Source organism: Bacillus sp. XF8 (assembly GCF_017498755.1).
Classification (GTDB): domain Bacteria; phylum Bacillota; class Bacilli; order Bacillales; family Bacillaceae_G; genus Bacillus_A; species Bacillus_A bingmayongensis.
In genome coordinates, this window is sequence record NZ_JAGDQK010000019.1 from 1 (window position 1) to 16973 (window position 16973).

Annotated in this window: 17 protein-coding genes and 1 pseudogene; 15 read left to right on the forward strand and 3 right to left on the reverse strand. The window is 35.3% G+C overall.

Annotation, left to right across the window (positions count from 1 at the left end; translation table 11 throughout):
• Nucleotides 1-445: 445 nt before the first annotated feature.
• The 8 genes and pseudogenes from J4P91_RS12195 to J4P91_RS12230 all read left to right on the forward strand — a co-directional run.
• Nucleotides 446-697: pseudogene (locus tag J4P91_RS12195) on the forward strand (glycoside hydrolase family 113); the annotation flags it as partial.
• A gap of 91 nt (nt 698-788) precedes the next feature.
• Complete coding sequence (locus J4P91_RS12200; RefSeq protein ID WP_017151787.1) at nt 789-980, forward strand: DUF378 domain-containing protein; 192 nt, start codon at nt 789-791, stop codon at nt 978-980.
• A gap of 357 nt (nt 981-1337) precedes the next feature.
• A complete protein-coding gene (gene serC, locus J4P91_RS12205; protein ID WP_207994490.1) occupies nt 1338-2420 on the forward strand; it encodes a 3-phosphoserine/phosphohydroxythreonine transaminase in 1083 nt (360 codons plus the stop codon).
• Between the two features lie 12 nt (nt 2421-2432).
• Nucleotides 2433-3605, forward strand: a complete 1173-nt coding sequence (locus tag J4P91_RS12210; RefSeq protein ID WP_207994333.1) for a phosphoglycerate dehydrogenase — start codon at nt 2433-2435, stop codon at nt 3603-3605.
• Between the two features lie 15 nt (nt 3606-3620).
• Nucleotides 3621-4868 carry a DUF1015 domain-containing protein gene (locus J4P91_RS12215; RefSeq protein ID WP_207994334.1) on the forward strand — a complete coding sequence of 416 codons (1248 nt, stop codon included), beginning with the start codon at nt 3621-3623 and terminating at the stop codon, nt 4866-4868.
• A 320-nt stretch (nt 4869-5188) separates the two neighbouring features.
• Complete coding sequence (locus J4P91_RS12220; protein WP_374192042.1) at nt 5189-5854, forward strand: formylglycine-generating enzyme family protein; 666 nt, start codon at nt 5189-5191, stop codon at nt 5852-5854.
• 226 nt (nt 5855-6080) lie between these two features.
• Nucleotides 6081-6752 (forward strand): response regulator transcription factor, encoded by a 672-nt coding sequence (locus J4P91_RS12225; protein WP_207994335.1) that lies wholly within the window; start codon nt 6081-6083, stop codon nt 6750-6752.
• Nucleotide 6753: 1 nt separating this feature from the next.
• Nucleotides 6754-8130 carry a sensor histidine kinase gene (locus J4P91_RS12230; RefSeq protein ID WP_207994336.1) on the forward strand — a complete coding sequence of 459 codons (1377 nt, stop codon included), beginning with the start codon at nt 6754-6756 and terminating at the stop codon, nt 8128-8130.
• A gap of 335 nt (nt 8131-8465) precedes the next feature.
• On the opposite strand, the gene J4P91_RS12235 is transcribed toward J4P91_RS12230, so the two are convergent.
• Genes J4P91_RS12235 through J4P91_RS12245 form a run of 3 tightly spaced genes read right to left on the reverse strand, consistent with a single transcriptional unit; the run spans nt 8466 to nt 9984 of the window.
• On the reverse strand, nt 8466-9257 hold the full coding sequence (locus tag J4P91_RS12235) for a DUF817 domain-containing protein (protein ID WP_207994337.1): 792 nt from the start codon (nt 9255-9257) through the stop codon (nt 8466-8468).
• Between the two features lie 18 nt (nt 9258-9275).
• Nucleotides 9276-9497, reverse strand: a complete 222-nt coding sequence (locus J4P91_RS12240) for a helix-turn-helix domain-containing protein (protein WP_207994338.1) — start codon at nt 9495-9497, stop codon at nt 9276-9278.
• Nucleotides 9498-9507: 10 nt separating this feature from the next.
• Nucleotides 9508-9984 carry a DUF2975 domain-containing protein gene (locus J4P91_RS12245; RefSeq protein ID WP_207994339.1) on the reverse strand — a complete coding sequence of 159 codons (477 nt, stop codon included), beginning with the start codon at nt 9982-9984 and terminating at the stop codon, nt 9508-9510.
• A gap of 407 nt (nt 9985-10391) precedes the next feature.
• Between J4P91_RS12245 and J4P91_RS12250 the strand changes: the two genes are divergently transcribed.
• The 7 genes from J4P91_RS12250 (at nt 10392) to cuyA (ending at nt 16935) form a co-directional block, all read left to right on the forward strand.
• Nucleotides 10392-10862 (forward strand): YbaK/EbsC family protein, encoded by a 471-nt coding sequence (locus J4P91_RS12250; RefSeq protein ID WP_243763828.1) that lies wholly within the window; start codon nt 10392-10394, stop codon nt 10860-10862.
• Nucleotides 10863-11148: 286 nt separating this feature from the next.
• A complete protein-coding gene (locus J4P91_RS12255) occupies nt 11149-11973 on the forward strand; it encodes a helix-turn-helix domain-containing protein (protein ID WP_207994340.1) in 825 nt (274 codons plus the stop codon).
• A 24-nt stretch (nt 11974-11997) separates the two neighbouring features.
• Nucleotides 11998-12939 carry a DMT family transporter gene (locus tag J4P91_RS12260; protein WP_207994341.1) on the forward strand — a complete coding sequence of 314 codons (942 nt, stop codon included), beginning with the start codon at nt 11998-12000 and terminating at the stop codon, nt 12937-12939.
• A gap of 505 nt (nt 12940-13444) precedes the next feature.
• Nucleotides 13445-14509: an ABC transporter permease gene (locus J4P91_RS12265; RefSeq protein ID WP_207994342.1), complete on the forward strand. Its 1065-nt coding sequence runs from the start codon at nt 13445-13447 to the stop codon at nt 14507-14509.
• Entirely contained in the window at nt 14509-15180 is a 672-nt protein-coding gene (locus J4P91_RS12270; RefSeq protein ID WP_017151801.1) for an ABC transporter ATP-binding protein, read from the forward strand. The genes J4P91_RS12265 and J4P91_RS12270 overlap by 1 nt, the downstream gene beginning before the upstream one ends.
• Before the next feature lie 130 nt (nt 15181-15310).
• A complete protein-coding gene (locus J4P91_RS12275) occupies nt 15311-15658 on the forward strand; it encodes a DUF4260 domain-containing protein (protein ID WP_207994343.1) in 348 nt (115 codons plus the stop codon).
• 281 nt (nt 15659-15939) lie between these two features.
• Nucleotides 15940-16935 carry a D-cysteate sulfo-lyase gene (gene cuyA / locus J4P91_RS12280; protein WP_207994344.1) on the forward strand — a complete coding sequence of 332 codons (996 nt, stop codon included), beginning with the start codon at nt 15940-15942 and terminating at the stop codon, nt 16933-16935.
• The last annotated feature ends 38 nt before the right edge of the window (nt 16936-16973 follow it).

Sequence of the window (16973 nt, forward strand, 5' to 3'; positions counted from 1 at the left end):
CACCACTGGAGCCATTGGCATCAATTAAACAATCGATTGGATATTCGTACACATCATTTCTATCAGTTATATGATGTGAATCAGCCGGAAGAGGCATTACAAATCGAGGGATTAGACTTATTTGAAAGTGAAAAGAAAAAACTAGCAAAACTGTTGGCATAATGAAAAAAGAGCCCCTTGTCCCAGTCTCTTACGCTTGTCACCAGGGCAGATAACAGGTCTAGGAACTGGATGCATGACAGGGTGTTCATCGCCTCGATAGAGGAAGAAAGTAGCTGTACCTTTTCTGTTTTCCTCGGAAGAGAGAAAGAGGTCGTCTTGCCTAAGGACACTACTGAATTTCTATATCGTTGTATCCTCTTTGTTGAACGAGAGGAAGTGTTTTTGTTTGAGCAGAAACATATGAATCCCCCACCTCAAGCTCATGTAGAGGTAGGTGGGGGTAGTTCAATTTGGAGGTTTTAATATTCCAGCGCGAGAATTCGGGTTGCAAAATCCATGGAATCCAAATGCTTCAAAAGTATTTTCTCCAGAGGTTCAATCTAATGGATGGCGTGCTTTTCGAGATGTTCTAGAGCCTAAGCCATACTTTAAAGGATTTTCAATTTGGTTTATTGGTTCAAATAATCGAACTCATGCGTATCAGATTCATAGCAAGGAAGCTGAAATGGTTATAAAGGACTGGTACAAAAAATAATTTTAATAAAGAAATGCGCAAGTTTCGAATTTTGTTACATATATTTTAGTGAAAGGCCTTTCACCATTTTATCACCTAGGGGGCAATCATAATGAAATTTTTGTCTTACCTTACAGTAATTTTGGTGATTCTTGGCGGTTTGAATTGGTTGTTTGTGGCGTTGGATTATAATGTAGTTGAGAAATGGTTTGGTTCTACACCAGCTCTTGTAGATACCATTTATTGGCTCTTTGGTCTTTCTGCTATTTATCAAATTTTCGACCGGTTTTTTACGGACAATTAACTCTTATAAATTTATGAATGGAGTGTTAAGCATGATAAAATGCTTAACACTTTTTTGTATGTTTATAGATAAAAATGTATCTGCAAACGGTTCCATTGCGTCTTGCACCTTAATAAAGCAAAACAAATTGACCGTATATTTTATATAGGTTATAATTCAGAAAGTTTAAAAATTAATATAGTGAAACCTCGATCAGTGGGGTAGGGGTTTCCCCACTGATCGTTAGCCTTAACCAATCGGGCTTTTACGGGCAGTTGTCCTAAAATATCCCATCCTTTCATCTCTCTAAATCTTGAGATGGAGGCTTACTGCCCGTTAAAGCGGGATAAATATAGAAACAGGGAGGTTGTAAGAGTGATGGAGAGAGTTTACAATTTTTCAGCAGGGCCATCTATACTCCCTTTGCCAGTTTTAGAAAAAGTGCAAAAGGAGCTTTCAAATTATAATGGGACAGGCATGTCTGTTATTGAAATGAGTCACCGATCTTCACAGTTTCAAAGTATTATAGATGAAGCAAGTAGCTTGCTTCGTGAATTGATGCACATTCCTGAGAATTATGATGTTTTATTTTTACAAGGAGGGGCATCTCTGCAGTTTTCAATGGTTCCATTAAATTTAATGAATGAACATAAAAGAGCTGGATACGTACTTACGGGTTCATGGTCTAAGAAAGCTTTACAGGAAGCTCAAAAAACTGGGGGAGTAGAAGTTATTGCTTCATCAGAAGAAGATCGTTTTTCAACGATTCCACATGTAGATGTTTCAATGATTCCGAAAGAACTAGATTATGTACATATAACAACGAATAACACGATTGAAGGAACGAAATATGTTGAGTTGCCACAGTTAGAGAATATTCCACTTATTGCTGATATGTCTTCGAATATTTTATCCGAAGAATACGATATAGAGAAATTTGGTTTAATTTATGCAGGAGCACAAAAGAATTTAGGGCCAGCAGGGCTAACGATTGCAATTATTAGAAAAGACTTAATTGGCAAAGCGAACACTTCTTGTCCGACAATGTTAAACTATGAAACTTATAGTAAAAATAATTCCTTATATAATACACCGCCATCCTTTAGTATTTATGTGACGAAGCTAGTACTAGAGTGGTTAAAGGAGCAGGGCGGCGTATCTGCAATGGAAGAACAAAATAGAAAAAAAGCAGCGATTCTATACAATTTTTTAGATGAATCAAAATTATTTACTTCACCAGTTGACCCTGCGTATCGTTCGCTTATGAATATTCCATTTACAACACCATCGAATGATTTAAACGAGCAATTTTTACAAAAAGCTAAAACGTTAGGGTTTGTTACATTGAAAGGCCATCGTTCTGTTGGTGGTATGCGAGCTAGTATTTATAATGCAATGCCAGTAGAAGGTGTTCAACAATTAGTAGATTATATGAAGAATTTTGAGCTAGAGAATAGATAGGGAGATGGGGAAATGTTTCGCGTTCAAACATTAAATCAAATTGCTGAAAAAGGCTTGCAAATTTTTGAGGGAGAGCGATATGAGGTTGGAGAAGGATTAGAACATCCAGATGGTATATTACTTCGAAGCTTTTCCTTACATCAAGAAGAATTTTCAAAAGATTTAAAGGCAATTGCAAGAGCAGGAGCTGGTGTAAATAACATTCCTGTAGAACGTTGTACAGAAAGCGGGATTGTTGTTTTTAATACACCAGGGGCAAATGCAAATGCAGTGAAAGAACTTATTCTTGCGAGTCTTATTATGTCGTCACGTAATATTATAAACGGGGTTGGTTGGACAGCGGGATTAGAAGGTGAAGAAGTTCCGCAGCTTGTAGAAGCAGGAAAAAAACAATTTGTTGGCTCAGAGATAGCAGGAAAACGACTTGGTGTTATTGGACTTGGCGCAATTGGTGCTCTTGTAGCAAACGATGCATTATCTCTTGGTATGGATGTTGTTGGATATGATCCATATATATCTGTTGAAACAGCATGGCGATTATCAACACACGTACAACGTGCATTTAGTTTAGATGAAATCTTTTCGACATGTGACTATATTACATTGCATATTCCATTGACAGATCAAACGAGAGGTATTATTGGAGAACATGCTGTACAAACGATGAAAAAAGGTGTCCGTCTCTTTAACTTCTCAAGAGGAGAACTTGTGGATGAAGTTACGTTAGCAAAAGCTTTAGAAGAAGGAATTATTAATCATTATGTAACTGATTTTCCAAATGAAAATGTAATAAAACTGAAAAATGTGACAGCAACACCTCATCTTGGAGCTTCTACGTATGAGTCTGAAGAGAATTGTGCAGTTATGGCCGCTCGCCAGTTACGTGACTATTTAGAAACAGGAAACATTCGTAATTCAGTAAACTACCCAAATGTGGAACTTCCTTATGTCGGAAAGAAACGAATTACGATTATGCACCAAAACGTTCCGAATATGGTGGGGCAAATTACAGGCTGTTTAGCGGAACACCATATTAATATTGCTGATATGATTAACCGTAGTAAAGGTTCCTTTGCATATACAATGATTGATATTGATAATGGAATTGATGATATAATTAAAGAAAATGTAGTTGAAAACATAAAGAAAATCACAGGTGTAGTAGCTGTTCGAATGATTGTATAAAGGAGAGAGAGAAATTTGGCGACAATTCGACCATTTAGGGCTATTCGTCCAGTATCTGATAAGGCTGCACAAGTTGCGGCACTGCCGTATGATGTGTTAAATAGTGAAGAAGCAAGAGAAGTTGTAAAGGGAAATCCATATTCCTTTTTACATATTGATAAAGCTGAAATAGACTTAGACCCGGCTGTTTCACCATATGATAACAGTGTATATGAAAAGGCAAGTGAAAATTTACAACGTTTAATGAAAGAAGAAATATTGATTCAAGATGAAGAGCCATGTCTTTATATTTATCAATTAACGATGCAAGGGCGAACGCAGTCTGGACTTGTCGTTTGTACATCAATCGATGAGTATACCGATAATACAATTAAAAAGCATGAGCGGACCCGTCATGAAAAAGAACAAGATCGTATTCGTCATGTTGATATATGTAATGCGAATACTGGTCCAATTTTTTCAACATATCGTGCAAAAGAAGAAGTAACAAAGTTAATTGCAAATTGGCAAGAAAATAACACGCCAATTTATCAATTTACTGCTGATGATGGTGTAGAGCATGTAATATGGAAAATCGCAGAAACTGATGCGATTTCTGCATTAGTAGAATTATTTGAAGAGATTTCTTCCTTATATATTGCAGACGGACATCATCGATCAGCATCTGCTGTGAAAGTAGGACTAATGCGTAGGGAACAACATCCGAACTATACAGGAGAAGAAGAGTTTAATTTCTTTTTATCTGTGTTATTCCCTCATGATGAACTATCGATTTGGGATTATAATCGTGTTGTGAGAGACTTAAATGGTTTATCTGAGGAGCAATTTTTACAGCAAATTTCACAATATTTTTATGTGGAAAAAGCAGGTGTTTCTCCATATAAACCAACTGAACCAAAATCATATGGTATGTATTTGGATCAGGGGTGGTATAAACTCACTGTGAAAGAAGAAACATTTGCTGTCCATGATGTTGTAAAACGTTTAGATGTGTCTATTTTACAAGAGCATTTATTGAGTCAAGTACTACAAATTCACGATCCACGTGCTGATACACGCATTGATTTTGTTGGTGGTATTCGAGGTTTAGAGGAGCTAGAGCGCCTTGTAAATCGTGGTGATTATAAAGTAGCGTTTGCTTTATATCCTACATCAATGGAAGATTTATTAGCAATTGCCGATGCGGGAGAAGTTATGCCGCCAAAGTCAACTTGGTTTGAACCGAAGCTTCGTAGCGGACTTTTTATACATTCTTTAGAATAGAGAAAAGACAGCATATCAAATTCAAGACATATAAATATTACGAGTAAAGATAGTAAGGATTGAATATCCCTACTATCTTTTTTTACTATAAGCGCAAACGGAATGGATTGATCGAACTTCCTCTCCAATCCATAAAACAGTATGAACAGGTTCTATCCATTTTCATTCTCTTTGGTGTAGTGCTTGCGCTGCGTGAATGGCTAATGGATAGTTATCTGTAAAAAAACAACGTAATTTTTGTATTGATTAAATGGTTTTGAATGTGATGAAATTTGTAAAATTAAGATTGTTAGGAGGGAGATAAAGTGTCAAATGAAATAATGAGTTACATTGACTATCCAATGGTAAAAATTCCAGAGGGAGAAATAGAATTAAGAGACGATCGAATAAAAAGCAAATGGAAAGTTGAAATAAGATCGTTTCTTCTTTCCCGGTATCCTGTAACTATGGATCTATACTATGCTATTACAAATAAATCACCTAATTCTTTTGATGGAGATCTAAATCCCGTTGTAAATATTTCTTGGAATGATGCAATTTATTTTTGTAACCTACTTTCACAGAAAGCTGGATTGAAAGAGTGTTATTCTATAAGTAATGATGGTGAAAATATTATTTGTAATTGGGAATCTGACGGCTATCGACTTCCTACAGAAGCAGAGTGGCAATATGCATGTAAAGCAGGGACTACTGGTTATAGATATGGAGAGCTTGATAAGATTGCCTGGTATAATGAAAATTCAGGAGGCAAAATCCATGAAGTAGGCAGAAAGGAACCGAATACATGGGGTCTATATGATATGTTAGGGAATGTTTGGGAGTGGTGCTTTGATTTATATGATGAACAAGTGTACGGATCCTACCGAATTTTTCGAGGTGGTAGCTGGGCTGAAGAGGCCAGAGGATGTGGGGCTTCGTGTCGTCGTCGTAGTCATCCTTCATTTTGCATTGACGACCTTGGATTTCGACTTGCTCGGTCTTTTTAGCTCCTACAAACAAGCGGGTTTTACAGCTTAACGAACGGAGAGGTAAGGCTAAATAAAAAAGCCTGTATCGAAAATTACTTAGTAATCGAAGATACAGGCTTTCATTTGTAATGTCTATTAATATTTGTATATATTTAATTTTAAATGCAAGCTTTTTCTTGCAAAAAACACAATTGTTTCTTAATGTAATGGTGTAGAAGGATAAACAAGGAAGGATTTAACGAATATGATACATATTTTATTAGCGGATGATGACGGGCATATTAGAGAATTACTACATTACCACTTACAAAAAGAGGGTTATACAGTTTTTGAAGCTGAGGATGGAAAGGTAGCGCAATCTATATTAGAAAAGGAAAATATTCACCTTGCTATTGTCGATATTATGATGCCATTTGTTGATGGATATACTTTATGCGAAGAAATTAGAAAATATCATGATATACCTGTCATTTTATTGACTGCTAAAGATCAATTGGTGGATAAAGAAAAAGGATTTATTTCAGGAACAGATGATTATATTGTAAAGCCATTTGAACCAGCAGAAGTGATTTTTCGTATGAAAGCTTTACTTCGTCGTTATCAAATGTTGAGTGCAGACGTAATTACGCTGCATGGGACAACGATTGACAGAAAAAGCTTTGAAGTAAAATGTAATGATCAAACAATTTTACTGCCGTTAAAGGAATTTGAATTGTTATCACAACTTGCGAGTTATCCAGGTAGAACCTTTTCGAGAGAAGAGTTAATTGAACTTGTTTGGGGAATGGACTTCGAGGGGGATGAGCGTACAGTAGACGTTCATATTAAGAGGCTTCGAGATCGTTTTTCAAAGCGCACGGATGATTTTCAAATTAAAACGGTACGTGGATTTGGCTATAAGTTGGAGCTGAAATAAGATGAAGTCACTTTATTCTAGATTTGTATTGATTACCATTGGGATTATGCTTCTTAGTAGTGTCATTGGTTTTTTATTAACCAATGTTTATTATCAAGTGAAATTAAAGCCGTATAATAGTGAAAAGATTTTACGTTACGCAGAGGAAGTAAAACATCTGTATGAAAAACAGAATGAGGAAACGAAGGATGAGTATTTGCATTCTATTGCGAAATTAGGTTATGAGATTTATGTAGTAGATGATCAAAAACAGGGGAAACGGATTGGAAATGCCTTTCGGACTATAAAAATTAGCGATGCTACCATTGATGAAGTTTTACAAGGTAAGGTATACAATGGTGTTTCCACTTATCCAACCCGTCTATTTATAACAGGCTTTTTTGATAATGAATTAATTAATAGTGTAGGGGTTCCGCTGAAAGATGGTGATAAGCAATATGCCTTGTTTATTCGCCCTGATATTCAGCAGCAATTCGGTGAAATGAGGATTTTCTTAGCGGTATTGCTTGGATTTATTGTTGTATTAAGTATCATTTTTATTGCGGTTGCAGCGCGTTATATCATTCGTCCGATTCGCACATTTACAAAAGCGACGCAAAAGATTGCAAATGGTGAGTATGATATTGAATTAGAAGAAGGACGAAAAGATGAAATTGGGACATTATCTACAAGTTTTAAAAAGATGACAAAAAGTATAAAAGAGCTAGATCAAATGAGACAAGAGTTTGTTTCTAACGTATCTCACGAATTTCAATCTCCGCTATCTTCCATTCAAGGTTTTTCGAAGACATTACAGTCAGAGAAGATGACAGAAGATGAAAGGAAACATTATTTGCAAATTATTGAAAGCGAAAGTAAGCGAATGTCTAGCTTATGTAAACAGTTACTTATGCTTGCTTCTTTAGATAAAGAGGAAAAAGTTCTTCAAATAAAAGAGTTTGATTTGCAAAAACAAATGAAAGATGTCATTTTTATGTTGGAATGGAAATGGCGTGAAAAAGACATAGCGGTTGAATTTGACGTGCCTAACATAAATATAAAAGGCGATGAGAATTTACTTCATCAAGTTTGGACAAATATATTTACAAATAGTATTAAGTTTACAGACAGTGGTGGAACCATTGTATTTGCTGTAAGGGAATTAGAAACAAGTGTAGAAATTTCAATCTCAGATAGCGGGATTGGCATGGGGCAAGAAGAAGTGAATCGGATTTTTGATCGGTTTTATAAGGTGGATGCGGCAAGGGCTCGTAATGTTGAAGGAAGTGGCTTAGGTTTATCTATTGTGAAGAAAATTGTTGAATTGCATCATGGGGAAATTTCAGTGGAGAGTGTAAGAGGAGAAGGTACAAAGTTTCGAATTGAATTACCTAAATAATGAGGGGCTACTTGAAATAAGTAGTTCCGTTTTCGGGAAGAAACACTTTAAATAATATATGAATTAGCATATCAATTCACATACGAATTGGTATGGTTTTTTGTTGAGGTAACAATATTTTCAAGGGAAACAAGTACAAATATATGCAGAGATAATAAAGTTGTTTAATTTTAACTCTATAAATGTAACAACCACCTAAAAGTTAATCTAGTAGGTGGTTTTAAAGTTGCTTAAAAATAAGTTTTATTTGTTGCTTTTTCCAATGTATCTGATTCGGAATTTTGTACGCTAAAAAGTCCTAAGGATCCGCCCTTTTTTAAGAGGGTTCTTAACAGTTATAAAAATTGACTAGTATCTACCTCGGTGGGATTTTTCCCCTTAACCTGTTTTAACGTCGCTACTATAAGAAAGCTAACAATCACTAATAAAAGCCATGAACTCACCTTTCCTAGATGAACGAGATTCCATGCATCGGTTTGGTTTGGATACTTCCAAGCTCCAAAGAAAGTTGCGATATTTTCAGCTATCCATATAAAAAATCCGATGAGCACAAAAGAAAGTGCGAGTGGCATACGATAACGAGTTCTATCAATCTCGTATGTGACCCACGATTGCCAAAAGACGATAATTACAAGGCCGGATAACCACCAACGAACGTCAATCCAATAATGGTGGGTGAAAAAATTCAAATAAATCGCAGTTACAAGAGGGATAACTACTAAAAACGGTGGCCACTTAACTAGTTCAACTTTCAATCTCCTCCACGCCTGGCAAAGGTAACTCGCTACACTTGCGTACATGAATCCGCTATATAAAGGCACTCCAAAAATTTTGAAATATCCTTCCTCCGGATAAGACCAGGAGCCCATATGTACCTTAAAAAGTTCAAGAGCAAGTCCAATAAGATGGAATAACGTGATAACCTTTAGTTCATCACGTGTTTCAAGCCCGGAACGCACCATCCACCACTGCATCAAAAGACAGATGATGAGCAACCAGTCATACCGTGGTAGGAAGGGAAGTGGCATGATTTGTGTAAAAGCCAAAGAGGCAAAAATAACGACAGGAAACAAACACGATAGGGCCTGCTCAAAGCCGAAACGAACGAGTTGTTTTAGTGCTCTCATGATTTGCGCCTCACTTTATTAATCTTGATTGTCTTCGTCATTTCTGTATTCTAAAATGTCTCCAGGTTGGCATTCCAATGCTTTGCAAATTGCCTCTAAAGTGGAAAATCTAATTGCTTTTGCCTTTCCATTTTTCAATATAGAAAGGTTAGCCATTGTTATTCCAACCCTCTCCGAAAGTTCTGTTACGCTCATTTTCCTTTTAGCCAACATCACATCAATATTGATTATTATTGCCATGTTAATCACCTCAGACCGTTAAGTCATTTTCTGATTTTATATCAATCGCTTCTTTTAACAGTTTTTGGAGAACAGCAGCAAAGACTGCAATCACCATTGAAGCAAAAATAACGACTAATCCGATTAATATGATACCGGGGGCATCGTCTATCTCCGCCATGAGATAAAAGAGTGGCATGCCTACCACATATAAAATACTGATTGTGATAGCACAGTATTTTATATTTTTTAAAGCTCTTACAGATAATTTCGAGAAAGCTTTGTTCTTGTCAATGTAGCTTAGAAGTAGGAACGCCTGATACAACGCAACGAAAAATGGTATCACTGATACATACATAATGATTAAAATGGGATATAGTATATGGGCATAATCTGGATTTACTGGATTATTAGCTAACCAAGGTAAGCCAAATATACATAAAGCAAGAATCGGAATTCCAATAAGAATAACAGCGATCTTTAAAAAGGTCGTTGACACTCGTTTCATAAAAAGCACCTCACTTATTTATTGTCAATTTGAATTTAACACATTATTTATCGTTTAACAATAAATATTTATTTATTATAATGATATTTTTATTGCTACACAAGCGTTAGTTTTAGACAAAGATAAAAAGCATTTCTCATTACAAAGAAATGCTTTATAAAACTTAAAACTATTCAATTTGAAAGTAATATTGCCTGAATGTATGAAACAAACGGGTGATTGAACTAAATAAGCGAAATGATAAATCAACGCTCAGAATGATATTCTCTGAGCGTTTTTGTTTGCTATTAGGTATGCGAATTATAATGTGAATGACCATGTTATTAGAAATATTTTTTAGTTTTCCTTCACAGGAAGTTATATAAAAGCGTGGAATAAACATATAGGTACAGAATGGAGTGATCAAAATGTTAAAAGAAAGTGCACAAATTGTACAAAACAAATTAATAGAATTAGGTTTGAAAAATGAAGTGGTAGAATTGCCAGAGAGTACACGTACTGCACAAGAAGCAGCAGACGCAATTGGCTGTGAAGTAGCTCAAATTGCAAAATCAATTATTTTTAAATTGAAAAATTCTAATGAGCCAATTCTAGTTGTAGCTAGTGGGATTAATCGAGTGAACGAAAAGAAAATAGAGCAATTACTTGGTGAAAAGCTTGGAAAGGCTGCTGCTGATTTTGTTCGTGCTCATACTGGATTTGTGATTGGTGGCGTCCCTCCATTTGGACATGTTCAGGAAATCACGACCTTTATCGATGAAGATCTTCTTCAATATAATGAGATTTGGGCTGCTGCGGGGCATCCGAAGGCAGTATTTCAATTAACTCCTGTACAATTAAACGAAATAACACAAGGGCAAGTTGTTTGTGTGAAATAAAGCGAAACTTAAATCAGCGGGAAGCGGGGCATCCCACATGTCCATCAACCTAAGATTCACTCTAAAAAAATTAATAGATACATTATTTGATATTTTTGGAATCACTTCTGGAAAATGGATTAATAGTTATTGTGACCCCAGGTAGGACGTTTTAAAATGCAATAATTATGGGCATGGCAGTGTTTGTAGTTGCCACGTCCATTTTTTTATTAGTCAATATCATACAATAAAGGTTGAAAAATATGTGCTACACTTACTTTCACAATATCGAAAGGGGGATATTCATATGATACAAGAAGAAAGAACCGTTCTCTTTGACTATGATTTACAAATTGAAGCCTATCGTTTTCATGGTATTATGCAAAAATTTCCAAACCACTTCCATGAATACTATGTAATTGGATTTATAGAGAGTGGACAACGACGATTATCTTGCAAGAACGAAGAGTATGTCATAGGTGCAGGTGATTTAATATTTTTTAATCCTCTAGATAATCATGCTTGTGAACAGATTGACAACAAAACTTTAGATTATCGTTGTTTGAATATTAAGCCTGAAATCATGCGAAAAGTGACAAAAGAGATTACTGGAGAAGATTATCTTCCCCATTTCACAGATCCAGTTGCTTATCGAAGTGAACAAACAAGTTTGTTACATAATCTTCATCAGATGATTATGAACGAATCACCAAATTTTAAGAAGGAAGAAACGTTTTATTTCCTTATTGAGCAATTAATTGAAGAATATACCGAGACCCCCAAAGAAACAGAAAATAGAGCGAAAGAACAAAAAATTGAAAACATATGTCAGTATATAGAAGCACATTATAAAGAGCGTATTGCTTTAGATGATTTAGCAAGAATTTCAAATATGAATAAATATTCTTTGTTACGTGCATTTACCCGTGTTCGAGGAATTACACCGTATCGGTATCTGCAAACGGTTCGTATCAATGAAGCAAAGGAGCTATTGGAACAGGGCGTGAAGCCGTTAGACGCGGCCCTGCAATGTGGTTTTGGGGATCAAAGTCATTTTAGTCATTTCTTTATGGAATTTATCGGACTGACACCTGGACAATACCAAAATATTTTTATTAACCATGATAAATAATCAGCTACAGGAAAGGACTAGACAATGGAAAATAAAAATACTGTTGGTCATATATCAGCACTTATTACCATTTTGATTTGGGGTATAACATTTATTTCTACAAAAATTTTATTGAATGATTTTTCGCCTATTGAGATCCTATTTTTTCGTTTTGTAATAGGGTTCATTGCGTTATTGGTTATATACCCGTACCGACTAAAAGTAACCAATAAAAAACATGAACTCACCTTTGTATGTGCTGGTTTATGTGGTGTCACTTTGTATTACCTTTTGGAAAATATCGCCTTAACCTTTACAATGGCTTCCAATGTAGGCGTAATAAGTTCCGTTGTACCATTTTTTACAGTCATTCTCACATATCTATTTTTGAAAGAGGAACCATTACAGATTAATTTTTTTATTGGATTTGTTGTTGCAATTACTGGCATTTACCTCATCAGCTTTAATGGAACTTCAAATTTCCACCTAAACCCATTGGGGGATTTGTTAGCAGTAACAGCTACTCTAGTTTGGGCTACTTATTCTGTATTAACTAGAAAAATCAGTAGTTACGGATATAATACGATCCAAACGACAAGAAGAGTGTTTTTTTATGGGATTTTACTAATGATTCCTGCTCTATTCTTGTTTGACTTTCAACTGGAACTGGAACGTTTTGCAAATCCCGTTTCCTTATTCAATATATTATTCTTGGGCCTTGGCGCTTCTGCTCTTTGCTTTATTACATGGAACTATGCCGTTAAAGTGTTAGGAACCGTTAAAACCAGCGTCTATATTTACCTGGTCCCTGTCATTACGGTACTTACTTCTATAATTGTATTACACGAACAAATGACATATCTAGCTGCATTGGGGACAATTCTTACATTAGCTGGACTATTTATTTCAGAAAGCAAAATTAAGTTGAAGAAAAAAGAGAAATTTACAAATGAATATACAAAATTAAAAATACGTAATGGTGATTGATTTTGAATCTCTTTTTTGCTTAATTGCTAATACGTCGGCTGTGTGGGCTTTAACATCAAGGGAGAAAATAGATGGAATTATTATTGGATCAGCCGCGAAATGTGTAAAACTAGGTCACAACGATACATCATTTTCTATTAGGTGTTTTTTGGAAGTGTCTATAACATAACTGATTATTCATTTTCACCAACCGAGATTTTACGAGCATATTATCTCCCGCCTAACTTTTTTGTTTTTAGTAAATTTTGAGGTGGAGGATTACGGTTCGTTAAATAAAAATAGTATGAAAAAATTACAGGCGGTGAGTGTTTATAAGGCTGTTTCTCCATTTTTTACACTCCTCTTTAAAATAGAACTGAAAAACAATAAATAGAACAATTTTCAATATTTTTTTGAAAATTGTTCTATTTATTAGGTGTTTTTTTCTGTAATGTTCTGTTCATATTCCGTTCATATTTCTTTTTTAAGATTAGTGCATAGAAAGAAATAGGAAGGAGCGAGCGAAATGTTTTTAGCTCTGCGTGAATTAAAACAATCAAAATTAAGATATGGATTGATCGGACTCATCATGATTTTATTATCATTTTTAGTCCTTGTGATTTCTGGGTTAGCAAATGGCTTATCGTATGATAATGCCTCCTCCATTCAAAATATGGATGCGGCCCAATTTGTATTAGCAAATGATGCGGAAAATAAGTTACTCCGTTCACAAATTAAGAAAGAAGATGTGGATGATGTAGTAGGGCAAGTAGATGCAAAAGATGCTGTACCATTTCATGTGAAAGTTTCCACGTATGAAAAGAAGGATAGTTCGAAAAAGGTTGATATTGCAATTTTTGCGAGTGAACGCGACACGTTCTTGGAACCAAAGATTGTGAAAGGAAACGCATTAGGAACAGCACAAGATGAAATGGTTGCTGATGAATCGATTAAAGAAAAAGGCATAGATATTGGAGATACAATTATTGATCCCGTTTCTAAAAAAGAATTCAAAATCGTTGGCTTTACGAAAGATCAAATGTTTAGTCACACGCCTGTTGTGTATGTGAATCAAGATGTATGGGGGGAAATTGCACAGCCAAATCAAAAGGATTACAGCGCAATTGCACTTCGTACTGATAAAGAGGTAAAAAATGCACATGTGATAGAGAAAAAAGAAGTTCTTCAAAGTATTCCAGGTTATAAAGAGGAACAAGGAACATTAACGATGATCATTGCATTCTTGCTTGTCATTGCTGCCTTATTAATCGGTGTGTTCTTTTATGTCATTACACTACAAAAAACACAACAATTAGGTGTACTAAAAGCAATTGGAACAAAAAATTCGTATTTAGCAAATAGTTTAGTTGTGCAAGCATTATTCTTATCTGTTGTCGCAATGGCTATAAGTATTGTGTTAGTAGAAGGATTGCAAAGAATTTTACCAGAAAGTATGCCATTCTTATTAACAACAGCAATGATTGGTCAATATGCAGGAATCTTTATTGTCATTAGTATTCTAGGAACACTTATTTCCTTATATCAAGTATTAAAAGTTGATGCATTAGAAGCAATTGGAGGTGGCATGTAATGACTTCATTATTAAAATTAGAGGAAGTAAGTAAAGTATATGGAGAAGGGAATACAGAAGTAACTGCCCTTCATCCGATTTCACTTGATGTGAAAGCAGGAGAGTTTATCGGAATTGTTGGTCCCTCTGGATCAGGGAAAAGTACTTTGTTATCGATTGCTGGTGCGTTATTATCACCATCAAAAGGAAACATTTATATTCGTGAGCAAAACATCACGCATTTATCAGAAAAGGAAATGACAGATATTCGTTTAAGAAAGATTGGGTTCATTTTTCAGTTTGCAAATCTCGTTCCATATTTAAATGTAAAAGAACAATTGCTCTACATTGCAAAATTAAAGAAAGAAGACCGAAAAGAATCTGAAAAGCGTGCAGATCATTTGCTAGCTGCATTTGGACTATCTCAGAGAAGAAATCATTACCCAAATCAATTATCTGGGGGAGAAAGACAAAGGGTTGCAATTGCCCGTGCTTTCATGAATAATCCAGATTTAATATTAGCGGATGAACCAACAGCAAGCCTTGATTCAAAACGCGGACGCGAAGTTGTCGAAATGATGAAACGAGAAGTGAAAGAAAGTCAAAAAGCAGCGATTATGATTACGCACGATGAGAGAATGCTTGATGTATGTGATCGTATCTTAACATTACGTGATGGAAAGTTATTATAGGTAGTATAAGAAAAAGCGCAGGATGGATTCCTGTGCTTTTTTGTGTATTATAATTCGTTTAGTTTGGTTTTGGAATTAAATGTTATAATAGTATTATTATTCTGTTATTTGCAGGGGAGGAGGGTGAAAGATGGAGAAAAAAATCATACATATGGAAGGGCTTATTGTTTTAGTAGCTACTATTTATATTTATACATTATATGAGTTTAGCTGGTTGATGTTTCTCTTATTGCTTTTAGCACCTGATGTTTCAATGCTAGCATATCTTATTAATAATCGTATTGGAGCACAAGTTTATAACCTGTTTCATACTTACATAGTATCAATATTCCTTATTTTGATAGGCGTATTTCTAAAATCAGATGCTCCCCTTATGATCGGTTTAATTTGGACTGCTCATATCGGGATGGATCGTCTGTTAGGATATGGTCTTAAATATCAAACGAGTTTTAAAGATACCCATATCCAAAAGTTATAATGTGAAGTGAGATTACTAAACCATATATCTTCTATATAACAAATATGTTTCTAAAGAAATTAGTGACATGTTAGATGAAAGAACAGCTTTTTAGTCATTACAGTCGATTTATTATGCTGAATCAAGTATACTGAGAAATGTTTCCGGAAAATAATTCGAGATAAAGATTCATTGAGGTTGTCTAATTACTGAAGACTTTTTAAAGCTATATTAATGAATAGATGATGTTTAATGGACATTTGAATTAAAATTTTGATCTTACATACAGAAGGAGAGTTAATATGAATTTAGCAAAATTTCCTAGAAAGAAATACACAGAATCATATACGCCAATTGAAAAATTAAATCACTTTTCTGAAGCTCTTGGGGGACCTTCTATTTATTTTAAACGAGATGATTTACTTGGTTTAACGGCTGGTGGAAATAAAACAAGAAAATTAGAGTTCCTTGTGGCGGATGCACAAGCAAAAGGAGCAGATACGTTAATTACATGCGGAGGTATTCAATCTAATCATTGTCGTTTAACGTTAGCAGCTGCTGTGAAAGAAAAAATGAAATGTATCCTTGTACTTGAAGAGGGGCTTGAGGAAGATTCTAAGCCAGATTTCAACGGTAACTACTTTTTATACCACTTACTAGGTGCTGAGAATGTAATTGTTGTGTCGAACGGGACGGACCTTATGGATGAGATGCAAAAAGTAGCGAAAGAGGTAACGGAAAAAGGACATTCACCTTATATCATTCCAGTTGGAGGATCAAACCCTACTGGTGCAATGGGATACATTGCGTGCGCTCAGGAAATCTTAGCGCAGTCCTTTAATGAAGGAATCAATTTCGATGCTGTTGTTTGTGTAAGTGGTAGTGGGGGCATGCATTCTGGTTTGATAACTGGATTTTATGGAAGTCAAAGCGGAATACCGGTAATTGGAATTAATGTAAGCCGAGGAAAAGCTGAGCAGGAAGAAAAAGTATTTCAGCTTGTAAAAGAAACTTCAGCACACGTTGGGATTCCAAACTTTATTCCTCGTGAGGCTGTTACATGTTTCGATGAGTACGTTGGACCAGGATACGCCTTACCAACACCTGAGATGGTTGAAGCTGTTCAGCTATTCGCAAAAACAGAAGGAATTTTACTTGATCCAGTATATACAGGTAAAGCGGCAGCTGGACTTATTGATTTAATCCGTAAAGATACATTTAAGAAGGAAGATAATATTTTATTTGTACACTCAGGTGGTTCACCGGCGTTATATGCGAATACATCGCTTTTTTCCTAAGGATTAATCATACAATTAGGATAAAAAAAGAAAAATGA

Coding starts and splice junctions, on each gene's coding strand:
- J4P91_RS12275 (WP_207994343.1), top strand. CDS start 15,311: ATGGAGAAAAAAATCATACATATGGAAGGGCTTATTGTTTTAGTAGCT.
- J4P91_RS12255 (WP_207994340.1), top strand. CDS start 11,149: ATGATACAAGAAGAAAGAACCGTTCTCTTTGACTATGATTTACAAATT.
- J4P91_RS12260 (WP_207994341.1), top strand. CDS start 11,998: ATGGAAAATAAAAATACTGTTGGTCATATATCAGCACTTATTACCATT.
- J4P91_RS12250 (WP_243763828.1), top strand. CDS start 10,392: ATGTTAAAAGAAAGTGCACAAATTGTACAAAACAAATTAATAGAATTA.
- J4P91_RS12265 (WP_207994342.1), top strand. CDS start 13,445: ATGTTTTTAGCTCTGCGTGAATTAAAACAATCAAAATTAAGATATGGA.
- serC (WP_207994490.1), top strand. CDS start 1,338: ATGGAGAGAGTTTACAATTTTTCAGCAGGGCCATCTATACTCCCTTTG.
- J4P91_RS12235 (WP_207994337.1), bottom strand. CDS start 9,257: ATGAGAGCACTAAAACAACTCGTTCGTTTCGGCTTTGAGCAGGCCCTA.
- J4P91_RS12220 (WP_374192042.1), top strand. CDS start 5,189: ATGAGTTACATTGACTATCCAATGGTAAAAATTCCAGAGGGAGAAATA.
- J4P91_RS12230 (WP_207994336.1), top strand. CDS start 6,754: ATGAAGTCACTTTATTCTAGATTTGTATTGATTACCATTGGGATTATG.
- J4P91_RS12210 (WP_207994333.1), top strand. CDS start 2,433: ATGTTTCGCGTTCAAACATTAAATCAAATTGCTGAAAAAGGCTTGCAA.
- J4P91_RS12225 (WP_207994335.1), top strand. CDS start 6,081: ATGATACATATTTTATTAGCGGATGATGACGGGCATATTAGAGAATTA.
- J4P91_RS12240 (WP_207994338.1), bottom strand. CDS start 9,497: ATGGCAATAATAATCAATATTGATGTGATGTTGGCTAAAAGGAAAATG.
- J4P91_RS12245 (WP_207994339.1), bottom strand. CDS start 9,984: ATGAAACGAGTGTCAACGACCTTTTTAAAGATCGCTGTTATTCTTATT.
- cuyA (WP_207994344.1), top strand. CDS start 15,940: ATGAATTTAGCAAAATTTCCTAGAAAGAAATACACAGAATCATATACG.
- J4P91_RS12270 (WP_017151801.1), top strand. CDS start 14,509: ATGACTTCATTATTAAAATTAGAGGAAGTAAGTAAAGTATATGGAGAA.
- J4P91_RS12200 (WP_017151787.1), top strand. CDS start 789: ATGAAATTTTTGTCTTACCTTACAGTAATTTTGGTGATTCTTGGCGGT.